Source organism: Thioclava sp. UBA3469 (assembly GCF_002378135.1).
In the GTDB taxonomy this organism is placed as follows: Bacteria; Pseudomonadota; Alphaproteobacteria; order Rhodobacterales; family Rhodobacteraceae; genus Thioclava; species Thioclava sediminum.
This window is the reverse complement of the sequence record NZ_DFRG01000249.1, coordinates 12893-31902: the sequence shown is the minus strand read 5'-3', so window position 1 is coordinate 31902 and position 19010 is coordinate 12893. Positions and strand designations below refer to the sequence as shown.

The following is a 19010-nucleotide window of genomic DNA, read 5'->3' as shown; positions in this document are numbered from 1 at the left end:
AGAGCGGGCGATACTTGCGCCCCTTGCCCATGGGCGGCGGCGCGATCTCCTGCCCGTCGCCCGTCTTGCGCAGCCATTTCGCCCAAGGCTCCCACCATGACCCTTCGCGCGGCGCACATTCCGCAGCCCAGTCCGATGCGGAGGGGTGCAACATGCCGGGGCGATGCTCCATCAAGCGGTAGCTCGCCCGCGGCGCACCCGGCGGGCGCACGATCCCGGTATTGTGCCCGCCCGAGACCAGCGCGAAGGTGACGGCGCCCGGCAGCGACCATGTCAGCTTGAAGACCGAATGCCAGGGCGCGATGTGATCGGTCTGGGTCGCGACGGCGAAGACCGGCGTCTCGATGTCCTGCAGGAAGACCGGCGCGCCGCGCGTGTCCATCCGCCCCTCGGCCAGATCGTTGTCGAGGAACAGACGGCGCAGATATTGCGAGTGCATCTTGTAGGGCATCCGCGTCGCGTCGTGGCTCCACGAGGCCATCGCGCCATCCGTCTCGCGCTCGCCCATCAGATAGGTATGAACAGCCTGCGACCAGATCAGGTCCTTCGATTTGAGCATGGTGAAAGTGCCCGCCATCGCGGTCTTGTCGAGATAGCCCTCCTCCCACATCATGTCTTCGATCAGGCTGAGCTGGTCTTCATTGGTGAACAGGCTCAATTCCCCGGCTTCGGTGAAATCGACCTGCGCCGCCAGCATCGTCAGCGAGGCCAGCCGTTCGTCGCCATCGCGCGCCATCGCCGCCGCCGCGACCGACAGAAGCGTGCCGCCGAGGCAATAGCCCAGCCCGTGTACCTTTTCCGCCCCGGTGATCTCGCAGACCGCATCGAGCGCCGTCATCACGCCCTCTTCGCGGTAATCGTCGAAGCCCAGATCGCGGTCGCCCTCGTCGGGGTTCTTCCACGAGATCGCGAAGACGCTGAAACCCTGCCCCACGAGCCAGCGGATCAGAGAATTCGTCTCCTCCAGATCGAGGATGTAATATTTCATGATCCATGCCGGCACGATTAGCAGGGGCACCGAATGGACCTTCGGCGTGCTGGGCTCGTATTGCAGCAACTCGATCAGATCGTTGCGCAGCACCACCTTGCCCGGCGTCAGCGCGACATCGGTTCCCGGGATCAACGTGGGTTCCGGCTTGGTGTCGCCGGTCATCACCTTGACCGCATCCTCGCCCCAATAGCGCGCCCCGCGCATGAGGTTCACGCCGCCCTCCTTCAACGTCTGGGCAAGGACCAGCGGATTGGTCGCGATGAAATTCGTGGGCGACGCCATGTCGAGCCATTGCCGCGCGTAGAACTGCATCATCTGTTCATGGCGTGCCTCGACCCCGCGCACATCGGTCGTGGCGTTGTGCCACCATTGCTGGGCGTGGAGGAAGCTTTGCGCATAGAGGGAATACGGGAACTTCTGCCAATCGGGCGCGGAAAACCGGCGGTCCTGCGGCAGCGGCTCGAGCGGCTGCGCGCCCTCGTCGTCGCTCCGGTGCGGTGCCATCTCGCGTAACAGGTGCATCCATTTGCGACCCGCTTTCCAGCCCAGCTCGGCCTGCTTGCCGGGGCTGAGCGCAAGATGGGTCGCCCAATCGGAAAACGCGAGCCCGAGCGAAATCGGAGACAACCCGCCTTCGGCCCGGCCCATCAGCGCGTGGGACAACCGGTCGAGCCGCTCGAACGAGGCCAGCGCCGCGCTGTGCTCCTCGGCCTGAGGCGTGTCGGCCTGTGCAGATTTGCCCGCAGCTTTTCCGGCACCCTTGCGGGCGCCCTTGCGCGTCGGCGTCTTGTCCCCGGCCAGATCCTTCATCCCGCAGCCTCCTAGCGTTGCGATTCCGCGCAGAACTTACCGCATAAACGATGACAGCGGTTTGACCTGACGCAAGAGAACGCGCCCTCGCGACTCTTCACGCAAATAAGAGCCAATCTCACATAGGCGGGAGGCGCATGAAATATCGGAACTGAGGCATTGCTGCATCGGTTCACCCTGCACATCTCGAGACGCAGAGGCAAAGGCGAGATGGCAAACCGGGACGCGCCACCCCCGGGGACCGCTGTCCGCTGCCGATGCCCCGCGACATACGGATACGACATACGGAAAGACCGGGTTTTCTCTCTCCACCCTTCCCTCTGCCCGGGTTTCCGGCACGACCTGCTTCCGGGTTCTCCTGTCTCTCTTGCCCGGAAGCAGGCCCCTTCACTCCCAACTCCCCGCCCCTCTCGGGCGGGGCTTTTCTTTGCCCGCCTCACCTGCGCGATAGAGCACGCAAGCCTGCGCGCGGCCGCGGGGTGACACCGTGCGCCTGCGTGCTAGCTATGCCCGGTCATGTTGAGCAGGCTTCGAGACAATATCATTCCGCTGACAGTCGCGCTGTCGCTCCTGATGGAGCTGATCGACGCGACCGTGCTGGCGACCGCGATCCCGGTGATCGCGCGGGACCTTTCGGTGCCGGTGCTGTCGCTCAAGATGGCGATGGCGACCTATCTGATCGCGCTCGCGGCTTTCGTGCCGATCTCGGGCTGGATCGCGGATCGCATCGGGGCGCGGCGGACTTTCCTCGCGGCGATGGGCGTGTTTCTCGTGGCCTCGCTTCTCTGTGCGATCCAGACGAGCCTGACGGGGCTGGTGCTGGCCCGCGCGCTGCAGGGCATCGGGGCGGCGATGATGAGTCCGGTGGGCCGGTTGATCGTGCTGCGCCACACCTCCAAGGAGGAGATGACCCGCGCGATGGTCTACGTCACCCTGCCCGCGCTGATCGGCCCGGCGCTGGGCCCCTTCGTGGGCGCGACGGTGACGACCTTTCTCGGCTGGCGCTCGATCTTCCTGATGAACTTGCCGCTCGGCGCGCTGGCGATCTGGCTGACGCTGCGCCACATGCCCGCCGACGGCCCTCCCGAGCCGAAACCGTTCGACTTCCCGGGCTTCCTGCTGTCTGCCGTGGGGCTGGCGGCGGTGATGACTGGCTTCTCCGCGCTGGGCGAGCATATCCTGCCATGGCAGGCCGCCGCGGGCCTTAGCGTTGCGGGTCTGGCGCTGCTCGTCCTCTACTGGCTGCGCGCGCGCAACACAGAGGAGCCGCTTCTCGATCTGCGGCTGTTCCGGCACCGCACCTTCGATGTCTCGATCACCGGCGGGTTGATATTCCGACTGTCGAACGGGGCGATCTCGCTTCTGCTGCCGCTGTTCTTCCAACTGGGCCTCGGTGCCTCGGTGATGGTCTCGGGCGCGCTGACGGGTCTGAACGCGGTGGGCGCGGTAAGCCTGCGGACCTTCGTGCCGCGCATCCTCGACCGGTTCGGCTTCAAATGGGTGATGATCTGGGCGGCGGTGATCCGCGGCGCGACGATCTTCGGCTTCCTCACCGTGACGAGCATCCATGACTGGCAACTGATCCCGCTTCTGCTGATCGGCGGCGCCGCGCAATCGGTCGTCTTCACCGCGATCAACTCCATCGGGTTTGCCGATCTCGACACGCGCGAGATGAGCCCCGCCACCGCCTTCACCGCGATGAGCCGTCAGGTCTCGCTCGCGCTCGGCATCGCGCTGGCGGGTGTTGTGCTGGAACTGACCGCAGGCTCGGCGGCGACCACCACCGGGGCCGAGATGATCCCGATCCACGCCTTCCTCTGGGGCTTTGCGATTGCGGGCGCGACGGGGCCGCTCTCGGCGCTCTATTTCCTGCGTCTGCGCCGGGGCGATGCCGACGGGCTGCGCCGCAAGCGCCGGACGGTGGAGCCCTACGGTTCGGCCAAGGAGCGCTTCCGCGCCCCGCAATCCAAGCAACGTGAACCAGCCGAATGAGCAGTGCTGCACCGGACCTGAAAAATCGGGGATGCGCAGGGCGTTAACCCGGTGTAGCGTGGCGCCATGATCAAGCTCGACCCCCGCGATATCGAAATTCTGCGCGTGCTGGCGCGCGAGGGCCGCATCACCAAGGCGGCGCTGGCCGAGAAGATCAACCTCTCGCCCACGCCCGCCTGGGACCGGCTGAAAAAGCTGGAGAAAGCGGGCCTGATCGCGGGCTATCGCGCGACGTTCAACCTCAAGAAACTCGGGCCGCATGTGACGCTGTTCGTGGCCGCCGAACTGGCCGATCACACTGCCGCCAGTTTCCAGACATTCGAGCGGTCGCTCGATCAGCACCCCGAGGTCGTGGGCTGCTGGGCTTTGGGCGGCGGGTTCGACTATTTGATGCAGATCGTGACCCGCGACATCGACGCCTATCAGCGGCTGATCGACTCGATGCTGGACGCGCGGATCGGGATCGCGCGCTACTTCACCTATATCGTCACGAAAGAGGTTAAGAACGCCGCCATGCCGCCCTTCGACCTCTTCGCAGACCAAATGGACTGACGAGCGGCGCTATTTCAGCCCAAATCCGGGGCCCGCGCAGTCCATTCGGACTATTACCCTGTGAAATCGGGCGCAGAGTGATCTCAACCAAGGAGGTCTCTCATGCTCGATACCGCCATTTCCGCCCGCCCCGATATCGCCGACAAGCGCCTGCTGCGCAGCTTTTCCTATGTGAACGGCCGCTGGATCGCGGGCGAGACGGGCGAGGTGATCCCCGTCACCAACCCCGCCAATGCCGAACGTCTGGGCGATATCACCGCGCTCAACCGCGGCCAGTCGCGCGCGGCGGTCGATGCCGCCCAAGCCGCCTTCCTCGACTGGTCGATGACGCTGCCGCAGGAGCGCTCCGCCATTCTGCGCCGCTGGTTCGACCTGATCATCGCGGCGAAGGACGATCTGGCGCGGATCATGGTGCTCGAACAGGGCAAACCGCTCAGCGAAGCTCTGGGCGAGATCGACTATGCGGCGAGCTTCATCGAATACTATGCCGAAGAGGCCAAGCGCCCGAATATCGAGGGCGTCACCTCGCATCTGCATGACGCAGAGGTGGAGCTGTGGCTCGAACCCGTGGGCGTGGTGGGCCTCGTCACACCGTGGAACTTCCCCGCCGCGATGCTGACCCGCAAGGCCGCCGCCGCCATCGCGGCTGGCTGCACCGTCGTCGCGCACCCCTCGTATGAGACTCCCTATTCGGCGCTGGCGCTGGCGGAATTGGCCGAGCGCGCGGGTCTGCCCGCAGGCGTGTTCAACGTGCTGACCGGCCATGCGCCCGAAATCGTCGAGCCGTGGTGCGACGACACACGCGTCCGCGCGCTCTCCTTCACCGGCTCCACCGAAGTGGGCCGTCTGCTCTATCGCCAATCGGCTCAGACCGTGAAGCGGCTGGTCCTCGAACTGGGCGGCCACGCCCCGGTCATCGTCTTCAAGGGCGCCGATCTGGATCAGGCCGTGGAAGAGGTCATCAAGGCGAAATTCGCGACCTCGGGCCAAGACTGCCTCGGCGCGAACCGGATCTATGTCGAGCGCCAAGTCTATGACGAGTTCTGCCGCCGCTTCACCGAGGCCACGCAGGCGCTCAGCGTGGGCATCGGCATGGAGGACCCCGATATCGGCCCGCTGATGAACGAAAAGGCCGTGGCCAAACAGGAGGAGCACGTGGCCGACGCGCTCGCAAAAGGCGCGAAACTGGCCTGCGGCGGCAAGCGGCTCGATCGCGGCCCGCTGTTCTTCGCGCCGACCGTGCTGACCGACGTGCCTGATAATGCCAAGATCATGCACGAAGAGACTTTCGGCCCGGTCGCTCCGATCACCGTCTTCGACACGGAAGAAGAAGTCTTCGCCAAAGCCAACGCGACCGAATACGGGCTGGTGGCCTACGTCCACAGCCAGAACCCGAAACGCATCTACCGCGCCACCCGCGCGCTGCAATTCGGCATGGTCGCGGTCAACCGCACCAAGGTCACCGGCGCGCCGATCCCGTTCGGCGGCATGAAGCAATCCGGCCTTGGCCGCGAAGGCTCGCGGCGCGGAATGGAAGAGTTCATGGAAATCAAATACGTCTGTCGCGACTGGGGCTGATCGCCCCGCCCGCCCGGACGCCCAAGACAAGAAGAAGGAGAGAAAATTGCTGACCAATGACCAACTCGACAAGTGGGATCGCGAAAGCTTCTTCCACCCCTCGACCCATCTCGCCCAGCACGCGCGCGGCGAGTCCCCCAACCGCATCGTCACCGGCGGCAAGGGCGTGTTCATCGAGGATCGCGACGGCAACAAGCTGCTCGACGCCTTTGCGGGCCTCTACTGCGTGAACGTGGGCTACGGGCGCACCGAGATCTCCGAGGCCATCGCCGAGCAGGCGAAGGAACTGGCCTATTACCACGCCTATGTCGGCCACGGCACCGAAGCCTCGATCACGCTGGCGCATATGGTCCTCGACCGTGCGCCCGATCACATGTCGAAGGTCTATTTCGGCCTGTCGGGCTCGGACGCGAACGAGACCAACATCAAGCTGGTCTGGTATTACAACAACATCCTGAACCGCGCCGAGAAGAAGAAGATCATCTCGCGCTGGCGCGGCTATCACGGCTCGGGCCTGATGACCGGTTCGCTGACGGGTCTGGAACTGTTCCACAAGAAGTTCGACCTGCCGCTGAGCCAGGTCGTCCACACCGAGGCACCCTATTACTTCCGCCGCCCCGATGAGGCGATGTCGGAAGAGGCCTTCACCGCCTATTGCGCGTCCGAGCTGGAGCAGCTGATCGAACGCGAAGGCCCAGACACCATCGCCGCCTTCATCGGCGAGCCGGTTCTGGGCACCGGCGGCATCGTGCCCCCGCCCGCGGGCTACTGGGAAGCGATCCAGAAGGTTCTGAACAAATACGACATCCTGCTGATCGCCGACGAGGTCGTGACCGGCTTCGGGCGTCTGGGTTCTATGTTCGGTTCGGATCACTACGGCATGAAGCCCGACCTGATCACCATCGCGAAGGGCCTGACCTCGGCCTATGCGCCGCTCTCGGGCACGATTGTGAGCGACAAGATGTGGAAAGTGCTGGAGCAAGGCACCGACGAGAACGGCCCGATCGGCCACGGCTGGACCTATTCGGCGCACCCGATCGGGGCGGCGGCCGGTGTCGCGAACCTCGAACTGATCGACAAGCTGGGCCTCGTCGAGAATGCGGGCTCGGTCGGCAAATACCTCAACGACCAGATGCGCGCCGCCATCGGCGAGCACGCGAATGTCGGCGATATCCGCGGCGAAGGGATGCTCTGCGCGGTGGAATTCATGGCCGATCGCGACAACCGCAGCTTCTTCGACGCCTCCGACAAGATCGGCGCGAAGATTGCAGGCGCGATGGTCGAGCGTGGCGTGATCGGGCGCGCGATGCCGCAGGGTGACATCCTCGGCCTTGCCCCGCCGCTGTGCCTCACCGAGGCGGAGGCCGACAAGATCGTCGAAGTCACCGCCGATGCCGTGAAATCGGTTCTGGGCTAAGGCCCCTCGGCAGGGGTCGTCTTACGAGGCGAGCCCTGCCAGCCATTCGGCGATCGCCGCGCGGCTGTCTGGATCGGGCGAATGGTGACGCACCATGAAATCGTCGAACCAGTCGCGCCGCGCCTCGGGCGCCTGATTATCCGCGGCCCAGTCGATCTTTGCGACCATTCTGACCGCGTCGCGATGACAGCGCCCGCAGGATTGCGCGAAAAGCTGCGCGGGATCGGTCTCGGCCAAGGCGGCCCCGGCCCAGACTGTCGCGAAAACAAACACCAAGACGCGCATCACGCCCTCCCAAGAAACTCCAGAACCGAACGCGCCGCGCGCAGACCGGGCGGCTCGCCGCCCTCGCCCAAACGGCGCATCACATCTTCCATGGCGGCCATCTGCTCGTCACGCACCGCCTCTTCTTCCAGCAGTTCCAGCATCTTCGCCGAGATGTCACGCGGCTTGCAGTCGGGCCCGAGGAATTCCGGGATCACCCGCGTCTCGGAGACGAGATTGACCAGCGTCACCGTGTCGATCTTCAGCATCCGCGAAATCACGTGCCAGGTCAGGAAATTCGCGTCATAGGCGATCACCATCGGCACCCGGTTCGCCGCCAGCTCCAGACTGACCGTGCCCGAAGCCGCCAGCGCGATATCGGCGGCGGCAAAGGCCGCGCGCTTGTCGTCGGCATTCTCGACCACGATCGGCGCGACAGGCCAGCGTGCGGTCATCTCGCGCACCATCGGCGCGACGCCCCGCACCGTCGGCAGCACGACACGCAGCCCCGGCTCCCGGTCGCGCAGCTGCATCAGCGCTTCGTCGAACCGCGCCCCGAGCCGCTTGACCTCGCCGCGCCGCGATCCCGGCAGACACAGAGCCAGCGGTTGGTCTTCGCCGATCATATGGGTCTCGCGGAAAGCCGCCGCATCGGCCCCGGTCGCACGCGGCTCGGCCACGACGGGATGGCCCACGAAATCGCAGCTCATCCCGGCGGCTTCCATATAGGGCGGCTCGAACGGCAGCAGCGCGAGCACATGATCGACCACCTGCGCCATCTTCGCCGCGCGCCCGGGACGCCACGCCCAGACCGAGGGCGCGACATAGTGGATCACCTTGAGATCAGGGCGTTTTTCCTTCACCAGCCGCGCCACGCGCAGGCAGAAATCAGGGCTGTCGATGGTGATCAGCGCCTCGGCGCCGCTTTCGATCACATGATCCGCGGTCTCGGCGATGCGGCGCTTCAGATGGCGGTATTTCGGGAGGACCTCCATCAGCCCCATGACCGAAAGTTCTTCCATCGGGAAAAGACTGGTGAGCCCCTGCGCGCCCATCTCCTCGCCGCCGATCCCGGACCACTCGACGCCGGGCGCAAGCCCGTTGATCCCCGCCATCAGGGCGCCGCCGAGCTTGTCGCCCGATGCCTCGCCCGCGATGACGTAGAGCCTCATGACGCTCGCGCCCAGAGAAAAAGGCCCGCGGCCTCGGCAGCCTCGATAACCGCGTCACGATCGAGAAGCATCACGCCGCCCGCCTCGAAAGCTATCCCTGAAAGGCCAGCGGCGGCGGCGTTCTTGACCGTGTCGACACCAATCGCAGGAAGATCGGCGCGACGGTCCTGATCGGGTTTCGGAGCCTTGAAAAAGACCCCTTTCACCGCTTTAAGATCGCCGCGCAAACCTTTGTGGTGACGCACGAAATCCAGCATCGCATCGGTGCCGGGCAGGGTCTCGACCGCAAGGCAAAGCCCGCGTCCGACGACCGCCCCCTGACCAATATCCGACGCCCCAAGCGCGGCCACGATTTCGGCCCCACGCTCGGCATCTTCCTCGTCTACGACGGACGGCTTGCCGCATAGCACGCCCGCCTCGGGCAGCAGCGCGGGCGCGATCTCATGCGCGCCGACGACCTCCAGATCGAACTCTTCGAAGACCTCGATCACCGCGCGCAGCGTCGCATCGTCGCCCGCCTGCATCGCCATCGCGAGCCGCGGCACCAGCTGCGCCGAGCGGGGATCGAACTGCTCGGGATCGATCGCCGGACGCTGCATCGCGCCTGCGAACACCACACGCTCGATCCCACGATCGGCCAGTTCGTCGAGAAACGGCACCAGCCGCTCGATCCGGAAGCGCAGATGCTCGCCGTCCAGATCGCAAGGCGCGCCGATCATTTCGCAAACCAGAATATCCGGCGCGGCCTCGGTCAGAATCGCGGGCAAACGGCCAGCTCCGGCGATCAGCGCGGTATGCGTGCCCCCGCTCATTTGCCAGGCGTCAGGAAGCTGCGGTCGGACGGGCCGAGGATGAAGTCGAGCACTTCGCGCGCCAATTCGCCTTCGACGCCCTCTTCCGAGAGGGTCCGCGCGCTTTCGCGGAAGCTGCCTTGTCCAAGCGCCTCGACGGTCTTGCGCAGCGACGTGATTTCCTCGCGCGGCGTGCCACGGCGCTTCAGCCCCACGAGGTTCAACCCTTCGAGCCCCGCGCGCGGTCCCGCCACCAGCGCATGCGGGATCACATCCGCCGTCACCATCGACAGTGCGCCGATGATCGCGCCGCGACCGATGCGGACGAATTGGTGCACGCCCGACAGACCGCCGACGATAACGTCATCCTCGAGCTGACAATGGCCGGCGAGCGCCACGGAATTCACCAGAATCACACGGTCGCCAATCTTGCAGTCATGCCCGACATGGCAGGACGACATGAACAGCCCGTCATCACCCACCTGAGTGAGCCCGCCGCCGCCATCCGTCCCGGTGTTCATCGTGACGTATTCGCGGATGCGGTTGCGCTTGCCGATCTTGAGCCGCGTCTTCTCGCCCTTGAATTTGAGATCCTGCGGGATCTGACCCAGTGAGGCGAAGGGAAAGATCTGCGTCTCCTCGCCGATCTCCGTCGCGCCCTGCAGCACGACATGGCTTTGCAGCGAGACGCCCCGGCCCAGCACGACCTCGGGGCCGATCACGCAGAACGGGCCGATCCGGCAGTCCGGACCGATCACCGCGCCGGGTTCGATCACCGCGGACGCGTGGACCTGCGCGCTTGGGTCAATGCTCATGCATTCAGCCCTGAAGGTCCATCATGGCGGTGAACTCGGCTTCGGCAGCCAATTCACCATTCACCGTGCCCCGGCCTTCGAATTTCCAGATCTTGCCGCCGCCGCGCTTCACGGTGACATGCAGTTCGAGCACGTCGCCCGGCACCACCTTGCGGCGGAACTTGCACTTGTCGATACCCATGAAATAGGTCAGCAGCGGCTTGTCGATCACGTCGAGCGAAATCCCCACCACCACGGCAGAGGTCTGCGCCATCGCCTCGACGATGGTGACACCGGGCATGATCGGCTCTTCCGGGAAGTGGCCCTGGAAATGCGGCTCGTTCGCGGTAACGTTCTTGATGCCGACCGCGCCCTTGTTCGGGACGATGTCACGCACCTTGTCGATCAGCAGGAACGGGTAACGATGCGGAATGATGCGCTTGATGAGCGACAGATCGGCTTCGGTATAGGGGGCGGGTTCGGTCATGAGCTGTCCTCGTTCTTGGGCGCACTGCGCCTGCGGCGGTATCAGTTTGCCGCATCACGCGATCGTCGCTTTTGGATTGTTGCTAGCAATCGCGGCCTCGCTTGGCAAGCAGCGCGCGTCTGCTATTGCGCTGGCGCGGTGTCGGTCGGCGCAACCTGATTGTTATCTTCGACCGGCAGACCGAGCGGTAGTCCCGGCGCATCTCGGGTCGCCCCGTCGAGCGTCGAATTGCTGCCCGATTTGCCTGCGGAGTTGGGGCTGCTGTCGACAAATACACCCGCCTCGCCGCTTTGATCCGCGCCTGCGCCGCTTGACGATTGGCCCGAAGCGGGCTGGTTCGAACCAGGCTGGTCCGGCGTCGCGGGCACGCCTTGAGCCGCATCCGCCGAGCCCCCGTTCGACGTCGGCGGCACCAACGGCGTCACGCGCCCGGCCCCGTCCCCGATCTCCTTGTCGACTCGCGCGCCCAGTTCGGCCGTCACATCGGCCTGCGCGAGCCCGCGAATGATCGCGCGGGAATCGAGCACCACGACTGCGCCACGCGCCTTCAGTACCTCGTCGAGCAGAGGCACCACGGTCTGCACAAAGGTCTGGTGCTCCTGATTCAACTGGCGCTGGATCGCATCGGCCTTGGCCTTCTGGGCCTTGCGAATATCGGTCGCCCGCGTGTCGAAGGCATCGGCGGCCTGCTGGAACTGATCCGAGGGCATCGTCAGCCGCTCCTCGGTGAGCTTGCGCTCTTCCGCCTCGAGCTGACTGGCGATCCGGTCGTTCTCCTTGCGCAGCGCGCTCGAAGCGGACTCGATCTCGGATTGCACCCGCTTGCCCCACAGCGAGTTGTCGTAAAGCCGCTCCCAATCGAGGGTGAGGACCGCGCTCTGCTGGACGCGCGGCCCGGCTGCAGGCGCCTGCGTGTGGGGTGTCTGCACCGCCGATTGCGCGACAGCCGCGCCGGGCCCGAAGGCCAGCGCGGCTGCAATGAAGGAAACGGTGACGCTGCTCAGACGCATCGCGCGCCCTTAGAACTGCGTGGAAAGCGACAGATCGAAGTTCTGGGTCTTGTCGTAGCTTTCTTTCTTGATCGCCCGCGAGAAGTTCAGACGCAGCGGACCGATCGCGGATTTCCAGAAGATCGAGACGCCGACCGCCGAGCGGACATGCATCGAGTCGTCGATAGGATCAGTGCCGCTGCCGTTGGTATCGTCGAGCCCCCAGACGGAACCGACATCCCAGAACACACCGCCGGTGATGCCGTATTCTTCGGGCAGACCGATCGGGAATTCCGCTTCGACCTTGCCGACCCAGTAGTAGTTACCGCCAAGCGCGTCGGTATTCCCGGCATCCTGATCACGCGGACCGATGCCATAGCTCTCGAAGCCGCGAATCTGGTTTCCCGAGAAGCGCTGCAGGATCGTCGAGCCACCCGTGGCGTCGACCGCGCCGCCTTCGAGCGAGGCGCGCAGCGTCGCTTCCTCGTTGAAGATTTTGCGCTCGCCGACGATCTTCGCAGTGGTCTGGCCGCCTTTCACGTCACCGCCGACGCCCCAGAACTGCTGAGCGACGTTGAAACGCCAGGTGAAACGCGGGTCGATCTGCTCCCGCGACGTATCGTAGCTGTAGCGCAGACCCGGGCCGCTGTAGCGCTGCGAACCCAAATTAGCTTCTTCACGTTGCAGGATCTCCGACGATTCGATCGGCACGTTGTTCAACGTGTCTTCGCCGATCTTGTAGCTCACCTGCAGACGGCCGCGCTCGGAGACCGGGAATTCCAGTGCCGGCTCTACGCTGATGCGGCGCGTGTCGTAAGCGGTGTTCGACGCCGAGCTCGAGGTCGCATAGGCGGCCGAGAACTTCAGCGCCACGTCACGTCCGAGGAACGCCGGCTCGATGAACCGGAAGCTGGAGCTGTTATTGTCCTTGGTCGTGCCGATCGACACGCCGAGATACTGCCCGCGACCGAGGAAGTTCTTCTCTTCCAGCGACGCGTTGAAGCCGATCCCGTCCGAATTCGAATAGGAGGCGCCGAAGCCGAGCGAGCCGGTGGGCTGTTCTTCAACATTCGCGTCGACCACGATCTGATCAGAACTGGTGCCCTGCTTCGTGTTCACGTCGACCGACTTGAAATAGCCGGTGTTGCGGATGCGGTCGGCAGCGTTCGAGATCTCACGCGGGTTGTAGGGGTCGCCTTCGACGGTCCGGAACTCGCGCCGGATCACCCGGTCGAGCGTCGCGGTGTTGCCCTCGATGTCGATGCGCTGCACGAAGACGCGCGGGCCACGGACCAGCACGAAATCGACATTGACGGACTGGGTGCGCGGGTCTTGGGTGATGCGCGGCTCGACGCGGGCGAATTGAATGCCCTTCTTGATCGCAAGCTGCTCCATCCGGGTCACGGCCAGCTCGATCGCTTTCGGCGAGAAGGTCTGACCTTGGCGGATCTTGGTAAGCGGCGCGAAATCGTCAGGCGCGACGCCGTCGATCTCGGAACTCGTGTTGATCGAGTTGAAGTGGTATTTCTGCCCTTCGATGATGTTGAAGGTCATGAAGAACGCATCGCGCTGGCGCGACATCTGCGAGGACACGCCGGTGACCTGCACGTTCTTGTAGCCACGCGCCTGATAGAAATCGATCAGCTTCTGACGGTCCACCGGGATCCGGTTCGCGTTGAACGTGTCGTTCTTCACGAAGGTGCGGAAGATCCCCGCCTGCTTCGTCTCGAGCACCTGACGCAGACGACGGTCCGAATAGGAGCGGTTGCCGGTGAAGGTCACGCGCTCGATCGAGGTGACCTTGCCTTCCTTGATCTCGAAGGCGACGTCGACGCGGTTATTGTCGCGGCGGATGACCTTCGGCACCACACGGGCGGCCATGCGGCCATCCTCGGAATAGGCGCGCGCCAGACGCTGGGCGTCGGCTTCGATCTGGGCGGGATTGTAGACGCGGTTCGGCTTCGCCTGAATGATCGTGGCGAGCTGCTCGTCCTTGATGATCTTGTTGCCTTCGAAATTGATCACGCTGATCGTCGGATATTCGGTCACGGCGATCTTGAGCGTGTTGCCCTGCGGCGTGATTGCAACGTTCTCGAACAGGCCGGAATTCGTCAAACGCTGGTAAGCGGCGTTCAGATCGGCGGCGGTGACGGCCTGATTGCGGGCGATTCTGGCGAAGGACAGAATCGTCGCTGCGTCGACGCGCTCGTTACCGGTGATCACCACCTGGGAGAAACTGTATTGCTGCGCCTGAGCGATCACGGGAACCGCAAGGCAACTCATTGCAACTGCTGGAAATACTACGCTGGCCCGCAGTGCCTTTCGCGTCGCACAGAGTCTCAGCATAGTTTGCACGCTCATAGACATCGCCCTCTCCCGCCGGAAGTTCACTTTTTCCCTTTGATAAGGGTCGTACCGAAGGGCGTAAGCGATGTCAAAGCTGGGATGGGGGCTCAGACCCGAGATTTTGTGGAGCGCGATCATCTTGCCACGAAAGAAAGGGCCGCAAAGGCGGCCCCGGGATCGAAAATGAACGGGTTTTGCGGGCGTTTCGTGCCCTTTTCGGTCCGGCTCAGATGCGCTGGAAGCTGGACGCGTCGCCGCCGAGAATGTCGATCAATTGAACACCGATCAGCGCCGCGCCGAACAGCGCGACCAGAACCGCTGCGATGAACAGCAGCCGGTCCCCGACGATTTCCACCAACGGGCGAAGTTCGCGATAGTGATGCGCGATGATCTCGGACATGAGCGGTCTCCTTCGCGCGATTTGCGCTAAGAGTTCCCTACCCTGTCTTCATGACCGCATTGCGAGGCAATTGTGGCGAAATCTGGGCCGCTACCGCCGTCGCGGGCCCGCTCAGCAGGTCAGATCGTTCCAGAGCCCGAAGACCATCAGCGTCAGTACCAGCGCCAGCCCGATCGACATGAAGACGTTCATCAGCTGATCGGAGGGCGGCTTGCCCGTGATCGCCTCGTAGAGGTGGAACATCAGATGCCCGCCATCGAGCACCGGGATCGGGAAGAGGTTCAGGAAACCCACTGCCGTCGACAGAACTGCGATGAACCAGATGAAATCGAGCACACCCGATTTCGCAGCCGCCGCCGAGGTCTCGGCAATGCGCAGCGCGCCGGTAAGGTTACAGCTGGAGATCCGCTGCGCGATCATCGCCTGAATGCCCGAGACCGATTGCGTGATGATGCCCCAGGTCTGCCGCGCGCCGCCGACGAGAGCATCGACCGGACCGACCGATTGCGTCACCGGCTCGAACATGAACGACCCCGTGGCCCCGATCAGGAAGCGCGTCTCGAACTGCCCGTCGCCCACCGGCAGATCGGTGCGGCGCGGCGCCAGCGTCACGGAGAACGTCTCGCCGCCATCGCCCGCAGGCCGCCAGATATCGAGCGAGACCGCCTTGCCCTCACCCGCCTTCACCGCGTCCTGCAGATCGACGAAGCGATAGACCGGTTTGCCATCGATCGCGGTGATCACGTCGCCCGCGCGAAGCCCGGCATCATAGGCGGCAGAGCCCGGCTGAACGCCTGCAAACCGCGCCGGGAAAAGCTGCGGCCCCGTCGCGTCGGTTTTGCTGCCATCGCGGGTCACGGTGTAATCGAGCGTCGGCCCTGCGGGCAGTTGATCGACGACATCGGAGAGCGCCTGATAATCCGGCGTAGGCTTGCCCGACACCGCGTCGATCACATCGCCATTCTGCAGATCGCCCGACCCGCCGGGCAACGCCACGACAGTCTGGATCGCGGGCGTCTCGGTGGCCTGCCCCGTCCAGAGGCTAAGCCCTGCGATCACGCAGATCGACAGGATGAAATTGAAAACCGGCCCGGCCGCCACGGTCGCAGCCCGTGCCCAAAGCGGTGCGCCATGCATCGTGTGGCGGCGTTCCTCGGGGCTCAGATGGGCCATCTCCTCGGAATCGACCCCGGCAGAGGCCGCATTCGCATCGCCCAGAAACTTGACGTAGCCGCCAAGCGGCACGGCGGCGATCTGCCAGCGCGTGCCATGCTTGTCGACGCGGCTGATCAGCTTCGGCCCGAAGCCGAGCGAGAAGACCTCCGCCTTGATCCCGGAAATCCGCCCGATGATGTAATGGCCGTATTCATGCACCGCGACGATGATCGAGAGCGCGACGACGAAGGCCACCACGGTATAGAGCAGATTGCCGAATTGGGGCAGCAGGTCCAAAACTCAGATCCTTCCGTGTTCACAAATCGCCATCGCGCGCGCCCGCGCTTCGGCGTCGCAGCTCAGAACCATATCGAGGTCTTTTGCGGCGATTCCAAGACCCTGGTCCCGCGACATCTCGCCCAGAACTCTCTCGACCAGCGTGGCCATGTCGAGAAATCCGATCCGGCCCGCGATGAACAGATCGAGCGCGACTTCCTTGGCGGCGTTGAACACGGTGCCCGCCAGACCGCCCGTTTCCATCACCTCGTGCGCCAGCCGCAGCGCGGGGAACCGCTCCAGATCCGGGGTGCGGAAATCGAGCTGTACGATCTTCGCCAAGTCGAGCTTCTCGACCGGCAGAGGTTTTCGCGCGGGCCAGTTGAGCGCATAGCCGATCGCGTGGCGCATGTCAGGCACGCCCATATGCGCCATCAGCCCGCCATCGTGGAACCCGACCAGCGAATGGACGATGCTCTGCGGATGGACGAGGACTTCGATCTGCTCCGGCGCGAAGCCGAAGAACTCTTTTGCCTCAATGACTTCCAGAGCTTTGTTAAACATCGACGCGGAGTCGATCGTGATCCGCTGCCCCATGTCCCAGTTCGGATGCGCCGAGGCCTCGGCCACCGTGGCATGGGCGAGTTTCTCCATCGGCCAGTCGCGAAACGCGCCGCCCGAGGCGGTGATGATCACCCGCTCGACCGCGGCGATATCCTCGCCTACGAGCCCTTGGAAAATCGCGGAATGCTCGCTGTCGACCGGCAGGATCGTCGCGCCATGCGCGCGCGCCTCGGCCATCAGCAAGGGGCCCGCGGTCACCAGAGATTCCTTGTTTGCCAGCGCCAGCGTCGCGCCTTGCGAGAGCGCCGCGAAGCCGGGCGCGAGCCCCGCCGCGCCGACGATCCCCGACAGAACCCAATCCGCCGGACGATACGCCGCCTCGATCAGCGCCTGCGGCCCGGCGGCCACCTCGATCCCGGTCCCGGCCAGCGCATCGCGCAGCGCGGGCAGGCAATCTTCGAATGCGGTCACGGCCAAATCGGCTTTCAGCGCCACGGCCTGTTCGGCCAGCCGCGCGACATTGCGGCCTGCGCTCAGCGCCACCACATCGTAGGCCTCCGCCCCGCCTTGTGCCATCAGCAGATCAAAGCAGCTTTCGCCGATCGAGCCGGTCGCCCCGAAGACCGAAACCTTCCGCATCGTTCAGCCTTCCGTCAGCGGCAGGGTCATCACCTGCGAGATCAGCATCAGGAAGACGACCGCGCCGGTCAGCGCATCGAAGCGGTCCAGCACGCCGCCATGGCCCGGGATCAGCGAGGAGCTGTCCTTCACGCCGGTCGCGCGCTTGATCGCGCTTTCGGCGATGTCGCCCAGCTGGCCTGCAAAGGCCAGAAGCGGCGAGATCCAGATCATCGCGAGCCCGCCGCCCATCTGGGCGAAGAGAAAGCCCACGAGCGCCGCGCCGACCCAGCCGCCGACCGTGCCCGACCATGTCTTCTTCGGGCTGACCTTGGGCCAGAATTTCGGCCCGCCGACCGTGCGGCCCACGAAATATCCCATGATATCAGAGACAACGACCACCGCGACGATCCATGTGATCGCACCAAGCCCCGCGCCTTCGCGCAACGCCACGAGCCCATAGCCCGTCAGCATGATCGCCAGCGCATAGCCCGCACCAAGCCAGCGCCGCCCGGTGCAGATCACCGCCGCCATGATCGGCACGATCAGCAGATAAAGAAGGCCATAAGGCTCATGGATCGCCAAGACGAAGGTCAGCGCAGCCGCCGCCACCAGCCCCAGACCGACCGCCTTGCCGGGGCGTTCGGGGCGCAGCATCGCGGTGAGTTCCCAGATCATCAGACCCGTCACGAGCACCGAGAGCGCCGCAAAGACCGGACCGCCCCACCAAATCGCGGCGAGCCCGATCGCGACCATCGCAAGCCCGGAGGCAAGCCGCGGGACGAGATCGCCCCATTTGCCGGACCGCGGCGTCTCCGTCACGAGGCAACCCCGCCGAAGCGCCGCTCGCGCCCGGCAAACCGATCGAGAATGTCGGACAGCTCGTCCGGCGTGAAATCGGGCCAGAGCGTCGGCGTGAATTCATATTCCGAGTAGGCCGCCTGCCACGGCAGGAAATTCGAGGTCCGCGTCTCGCCCGAGCTGCGGATCACCAGATCGGGGTCGGGCATGCCCGCGCTGTCGAGCCGCGACGAGATCATCGCTTCGTCCACCTCGTCGGCCGTGATCTTGCCCTCGGCGACGTCGCGCGCAATCGACTGGGCTGCGCGTTTCAGCTCGTCGCGCCCGCCGTAATTGATCGCAACCGCCAGCGTCAGCTTGGAATTGCCCTTGGTGCGGGTCTCGATCGCGTCCATCGTCTCGCGCAGAAGCGGGTCGAGCGGCGTGCGATCGCCGATGAAGCGCAACTCGACGCCCTGACGCGACAGCTCCGCCGCCTCGCGTTTGATCATCAGCCGGAACATCTTCATCAACCCGAGAACTTCCTGCGTCGAGCGCTTCCAGTTCTCCGTCGAGAAGGCGTAGATCGTCATGTAGCGGATGCCCAGATCGGGCGCGGCCTGCACGACCTTCTTGATCTGCTCGGCCCCCTTGCGGTGACCGGCCAGACGCGGCCAGCCCCGCTGGGTGGCCCACCGCCCGTTGCCATCCATGATGATCGCGACATGCAGCGGCGCCGGGGCGCCCCCCTCATGCCCCTGCGGGGTCTGGGCGATGTCGGGAATGCTAGGGGCCATCGGCAATGTGATCCTTTTCGCTCAAGACGCAGGGGGGCTGAGGCAAACGCCTCAGACCTGCATGATCTCGGCTTGCTTGTCTTCGAGCGCCTTGTCGACCTTGGCGATATGCGCGTCGGTCATGTCCTGAACCTCGCTCTCCCAGATCTTCACGTCGTCTTCAGACATGCCGTCGGCCTTGGCCTTCTTGATCTGGTCCATGCCGTCGCGGCGCACGTTGCGGATCGCGACGCGGGC

General features: G+C 64.8%; 18 protein-coding genes. 4 read left to right on the top strand and 14 right to left on the bottom strand.

The window, feature by feature from the left end:
- Positions 1–1801: PHA/PHB synthase family protein (locus tag B3D39_RS18355; protein WP_286789944.1), on the bottom strand; the 1801-nt coding region annotated here is incomplete at its 3' end.
- A 516-nt stretch (positions 1802–2317) separates the two neighbouring features.
- On the opposite strand from B3D39_RS18355, the gene B3D39_RS18350 reads away from it, so the two are divergent.
- The 4 genes from B3D39_RS18350 (at position 2318) to B3D39_RS18335 (ending at position 7340) form a co-directional block, all read left to right on the top strand.
- Positions 2318–3793 carry an MFS transporter gene (locus tag B3D39_RS18350; protein ID WP_078550263.1) on the top strand — a complete coding sequence of 492 codons (1476 nt, stop codon included), beginning with the start codon at positions 2318–2320 and terminating at the stop codon, positions 3791–3793.
- A gap of 66 nt (positions 3794–3859) precedes the next feature.
- Positions 3860–4345 carry an Lrp/AsnC family transcriptional regulator gene (locus tag B3D39_RS18345; RefSeq protein WP_152844310.1) on the top strand — a complete coding sequence of 162 codons (486 nt, stop codon included), beginning with the start codon at positions 3860–3862 and terminating at the stop codon, positions 4343–4345.
- A gap of 102 nt (positions 4346–4447) precedes the next feature.
- Positions 4448–5923, top strand: a complete 1476-nt coding sequence (locus B3D39_RS18340) for an NAD-dependent succinate-semialdehyde dehydrogenase (RefSeq protein WP_274962799.1) — start codon at positions 4448–4450, stop codon at positions 5921–5923.
- Positions 5924–5969: 46 nt separating this feature from the next.
- A complete protein-coding gene (locus B3D39_RS18335; RefSeq protein WP_286789943.1) occupies positions 5970–7340 on the top strand; it encodes an aspartate aminotransferase family protein in 1371 nt (456 codons plus the stop codon).
- 21 nt (positions 7341–7361) lie between these two features.
- Here the strand turns inward: B3D39_RS18335 and B3D39_RS18330 are convergent, their stop codons facing one another.
- The 13 genes from B3D39_RS18330 to B3D39_RS18270 all read right to left on the bottom strand — a co-directional run.
- Positions 7362–7625 carry a hypothetical protein gene (locus tag B3D39_RS18330; RefSeq protein ID WP_274962162.1) on the bottom strand — a complete coding sequence of 88 codons (264 nt, stop codon included), beginning with the start codon at positions 7623–7625 and terminating at the stop codon, positions 7362–7364.
- Positions 7625–8776: a lipid-A-disaccharide synthase gene (gene lpxB, locus B3D39_RS18325; RefSeq protein WP_274962163.1), complete on the bottom strand. Its 1152-nt coding sequence runs from the start codon at positions 8774–8776 to the stop codon at positions 7625–7627. The genes B3D39_RS18330 and lpxB overlap by 1 nt, the downstream gene beginning before the upstream one ends.
- Positions 8773–9588, bottom strand: coding sequence for an LpxI family protein (locus B3D39_RS18320; RefSeq protein WP_274962164.1), 816 nt, complete (start codon positions 9586–9588; stop codon positions 8773–8775). The genes lpxB and B3D39_RS18320 overlap by 4 nt, the downstream gene beginning before the upstream one ends.
- A complete protein-coding gene (lpxA, locus tag B3D39_RS18315) occupies positions 9585–10382 on the bottom strand; it encodes an acyl-ACP--UDP-N-acetylglucosamine O-acyltransferase (RefSeq protein ID WP_274962165.1) in 798 nt (265 codons plus the stop codon). The genes B3D39_RS18320 and lpxA overlap by 4 nt, the downstream gene beginning before the upstream one ends.
- Positions 10383–10386: 4 nt before the next feature.
- A complete protein-coding gene (gene fabZ / locus B3D39_RS18310; protein WP_078520753.1) occupies positions 10387–10848 on the bottom strand; it encodes a 3-hydroxyacyl-ACP dehydratase FabZ in 462 nt (153 codons plus the stop codon).
- Positions 10849–10970: 122 nt separating this feature from the next.
- Complete coding sequence (locus B3D39_RS18305) at positions 10971–11858, bottom strand: OmpH family outer membrane protein (RefSeq protein ID WP_274962166.1); 888 nt, start codon at positions 11856–11858, stop codon at positions 10971–10973.
- Between the two features lie 9 nt (positions 11859–11867).
- On the bottom strand, positions 11868–14120 hold the full coding sequence (bamA, locus tag B3D39_RS18300; RefSeq protein WP_274962167.1) for an outer membrane protein assembly factor BamA: 2253 nt from the start codon (positions 14118–14120) through the stop codon (positions 11868–11870).
- 289 nt (positions 14121–14409) lie between these two features.
- Positions 14410–14583 (bottom strand): hypothetical protein, encoded by a 174-nt coding sequence (locus B3D39_RS18295; protein WP_165756949.1) that lies wholly within the window; start codon positions 14581–14583, stop codon positions 14410–14412.
- Positions 14584–14694: 111 nt separating this feature from the next.
- Complete coding sequence (rseP, locus tag B3D39_RS18290) at positions 14695–16035, bottom strand: RIP metalloprotease RseP (protein WP_274962168.1); 1341 nt, start codon at positions 16033–16035, stop codon at positions 14695–14697.
- Positions 16036–16038: 3 nt separating this feature from the next.
- Positions 16039–17217 (bottom strand): 1-deoxy-D-xylulose-5-phosphate reductoisomerase, encoded by a 1179-nt coding sequence (gene dxr, locus B3D39_RS18285; RefSeq protein ID WP_274962169.1) that lies wholly within the window; start codon positions 17215–17217, stop codon positions 16039–16041.
- Between the two features lie 3 nt (positions 17218–17220).
- Positions 17221–18018 (bottom strand): phosphatidate cytidylyltransferase, encoded by a 798-nt coding sequence (locus tag B3D39_RS18280; protein ID WP_274962170.1) that lies wholly within the window; start codon positions 18016–18018, stop codon positions 17221–17223.
- Entirely contained in the window at positions 18015–18773 is a 759-nt protein-coding gene (gene uppS / locus B3D39_RS18275) for a polyprenyl diphosphate synthase (protein ID WP_093477136.1), read from the bottom strand. Before uppS ends, B3D39_RS18280 begins: the two co-directional genes overlap by 4 nt.
- A gap of 51 nt (positions 18774–18824) precedes the next feature.
- A partial coding sequence (locus B3D39_RS18270) for a ribosome-recycling factor (RefSeq protein ID WP_286789942.1) occupies positions 18825–19010 on the bottom strand: 186 nt, incomplete at its 5' end.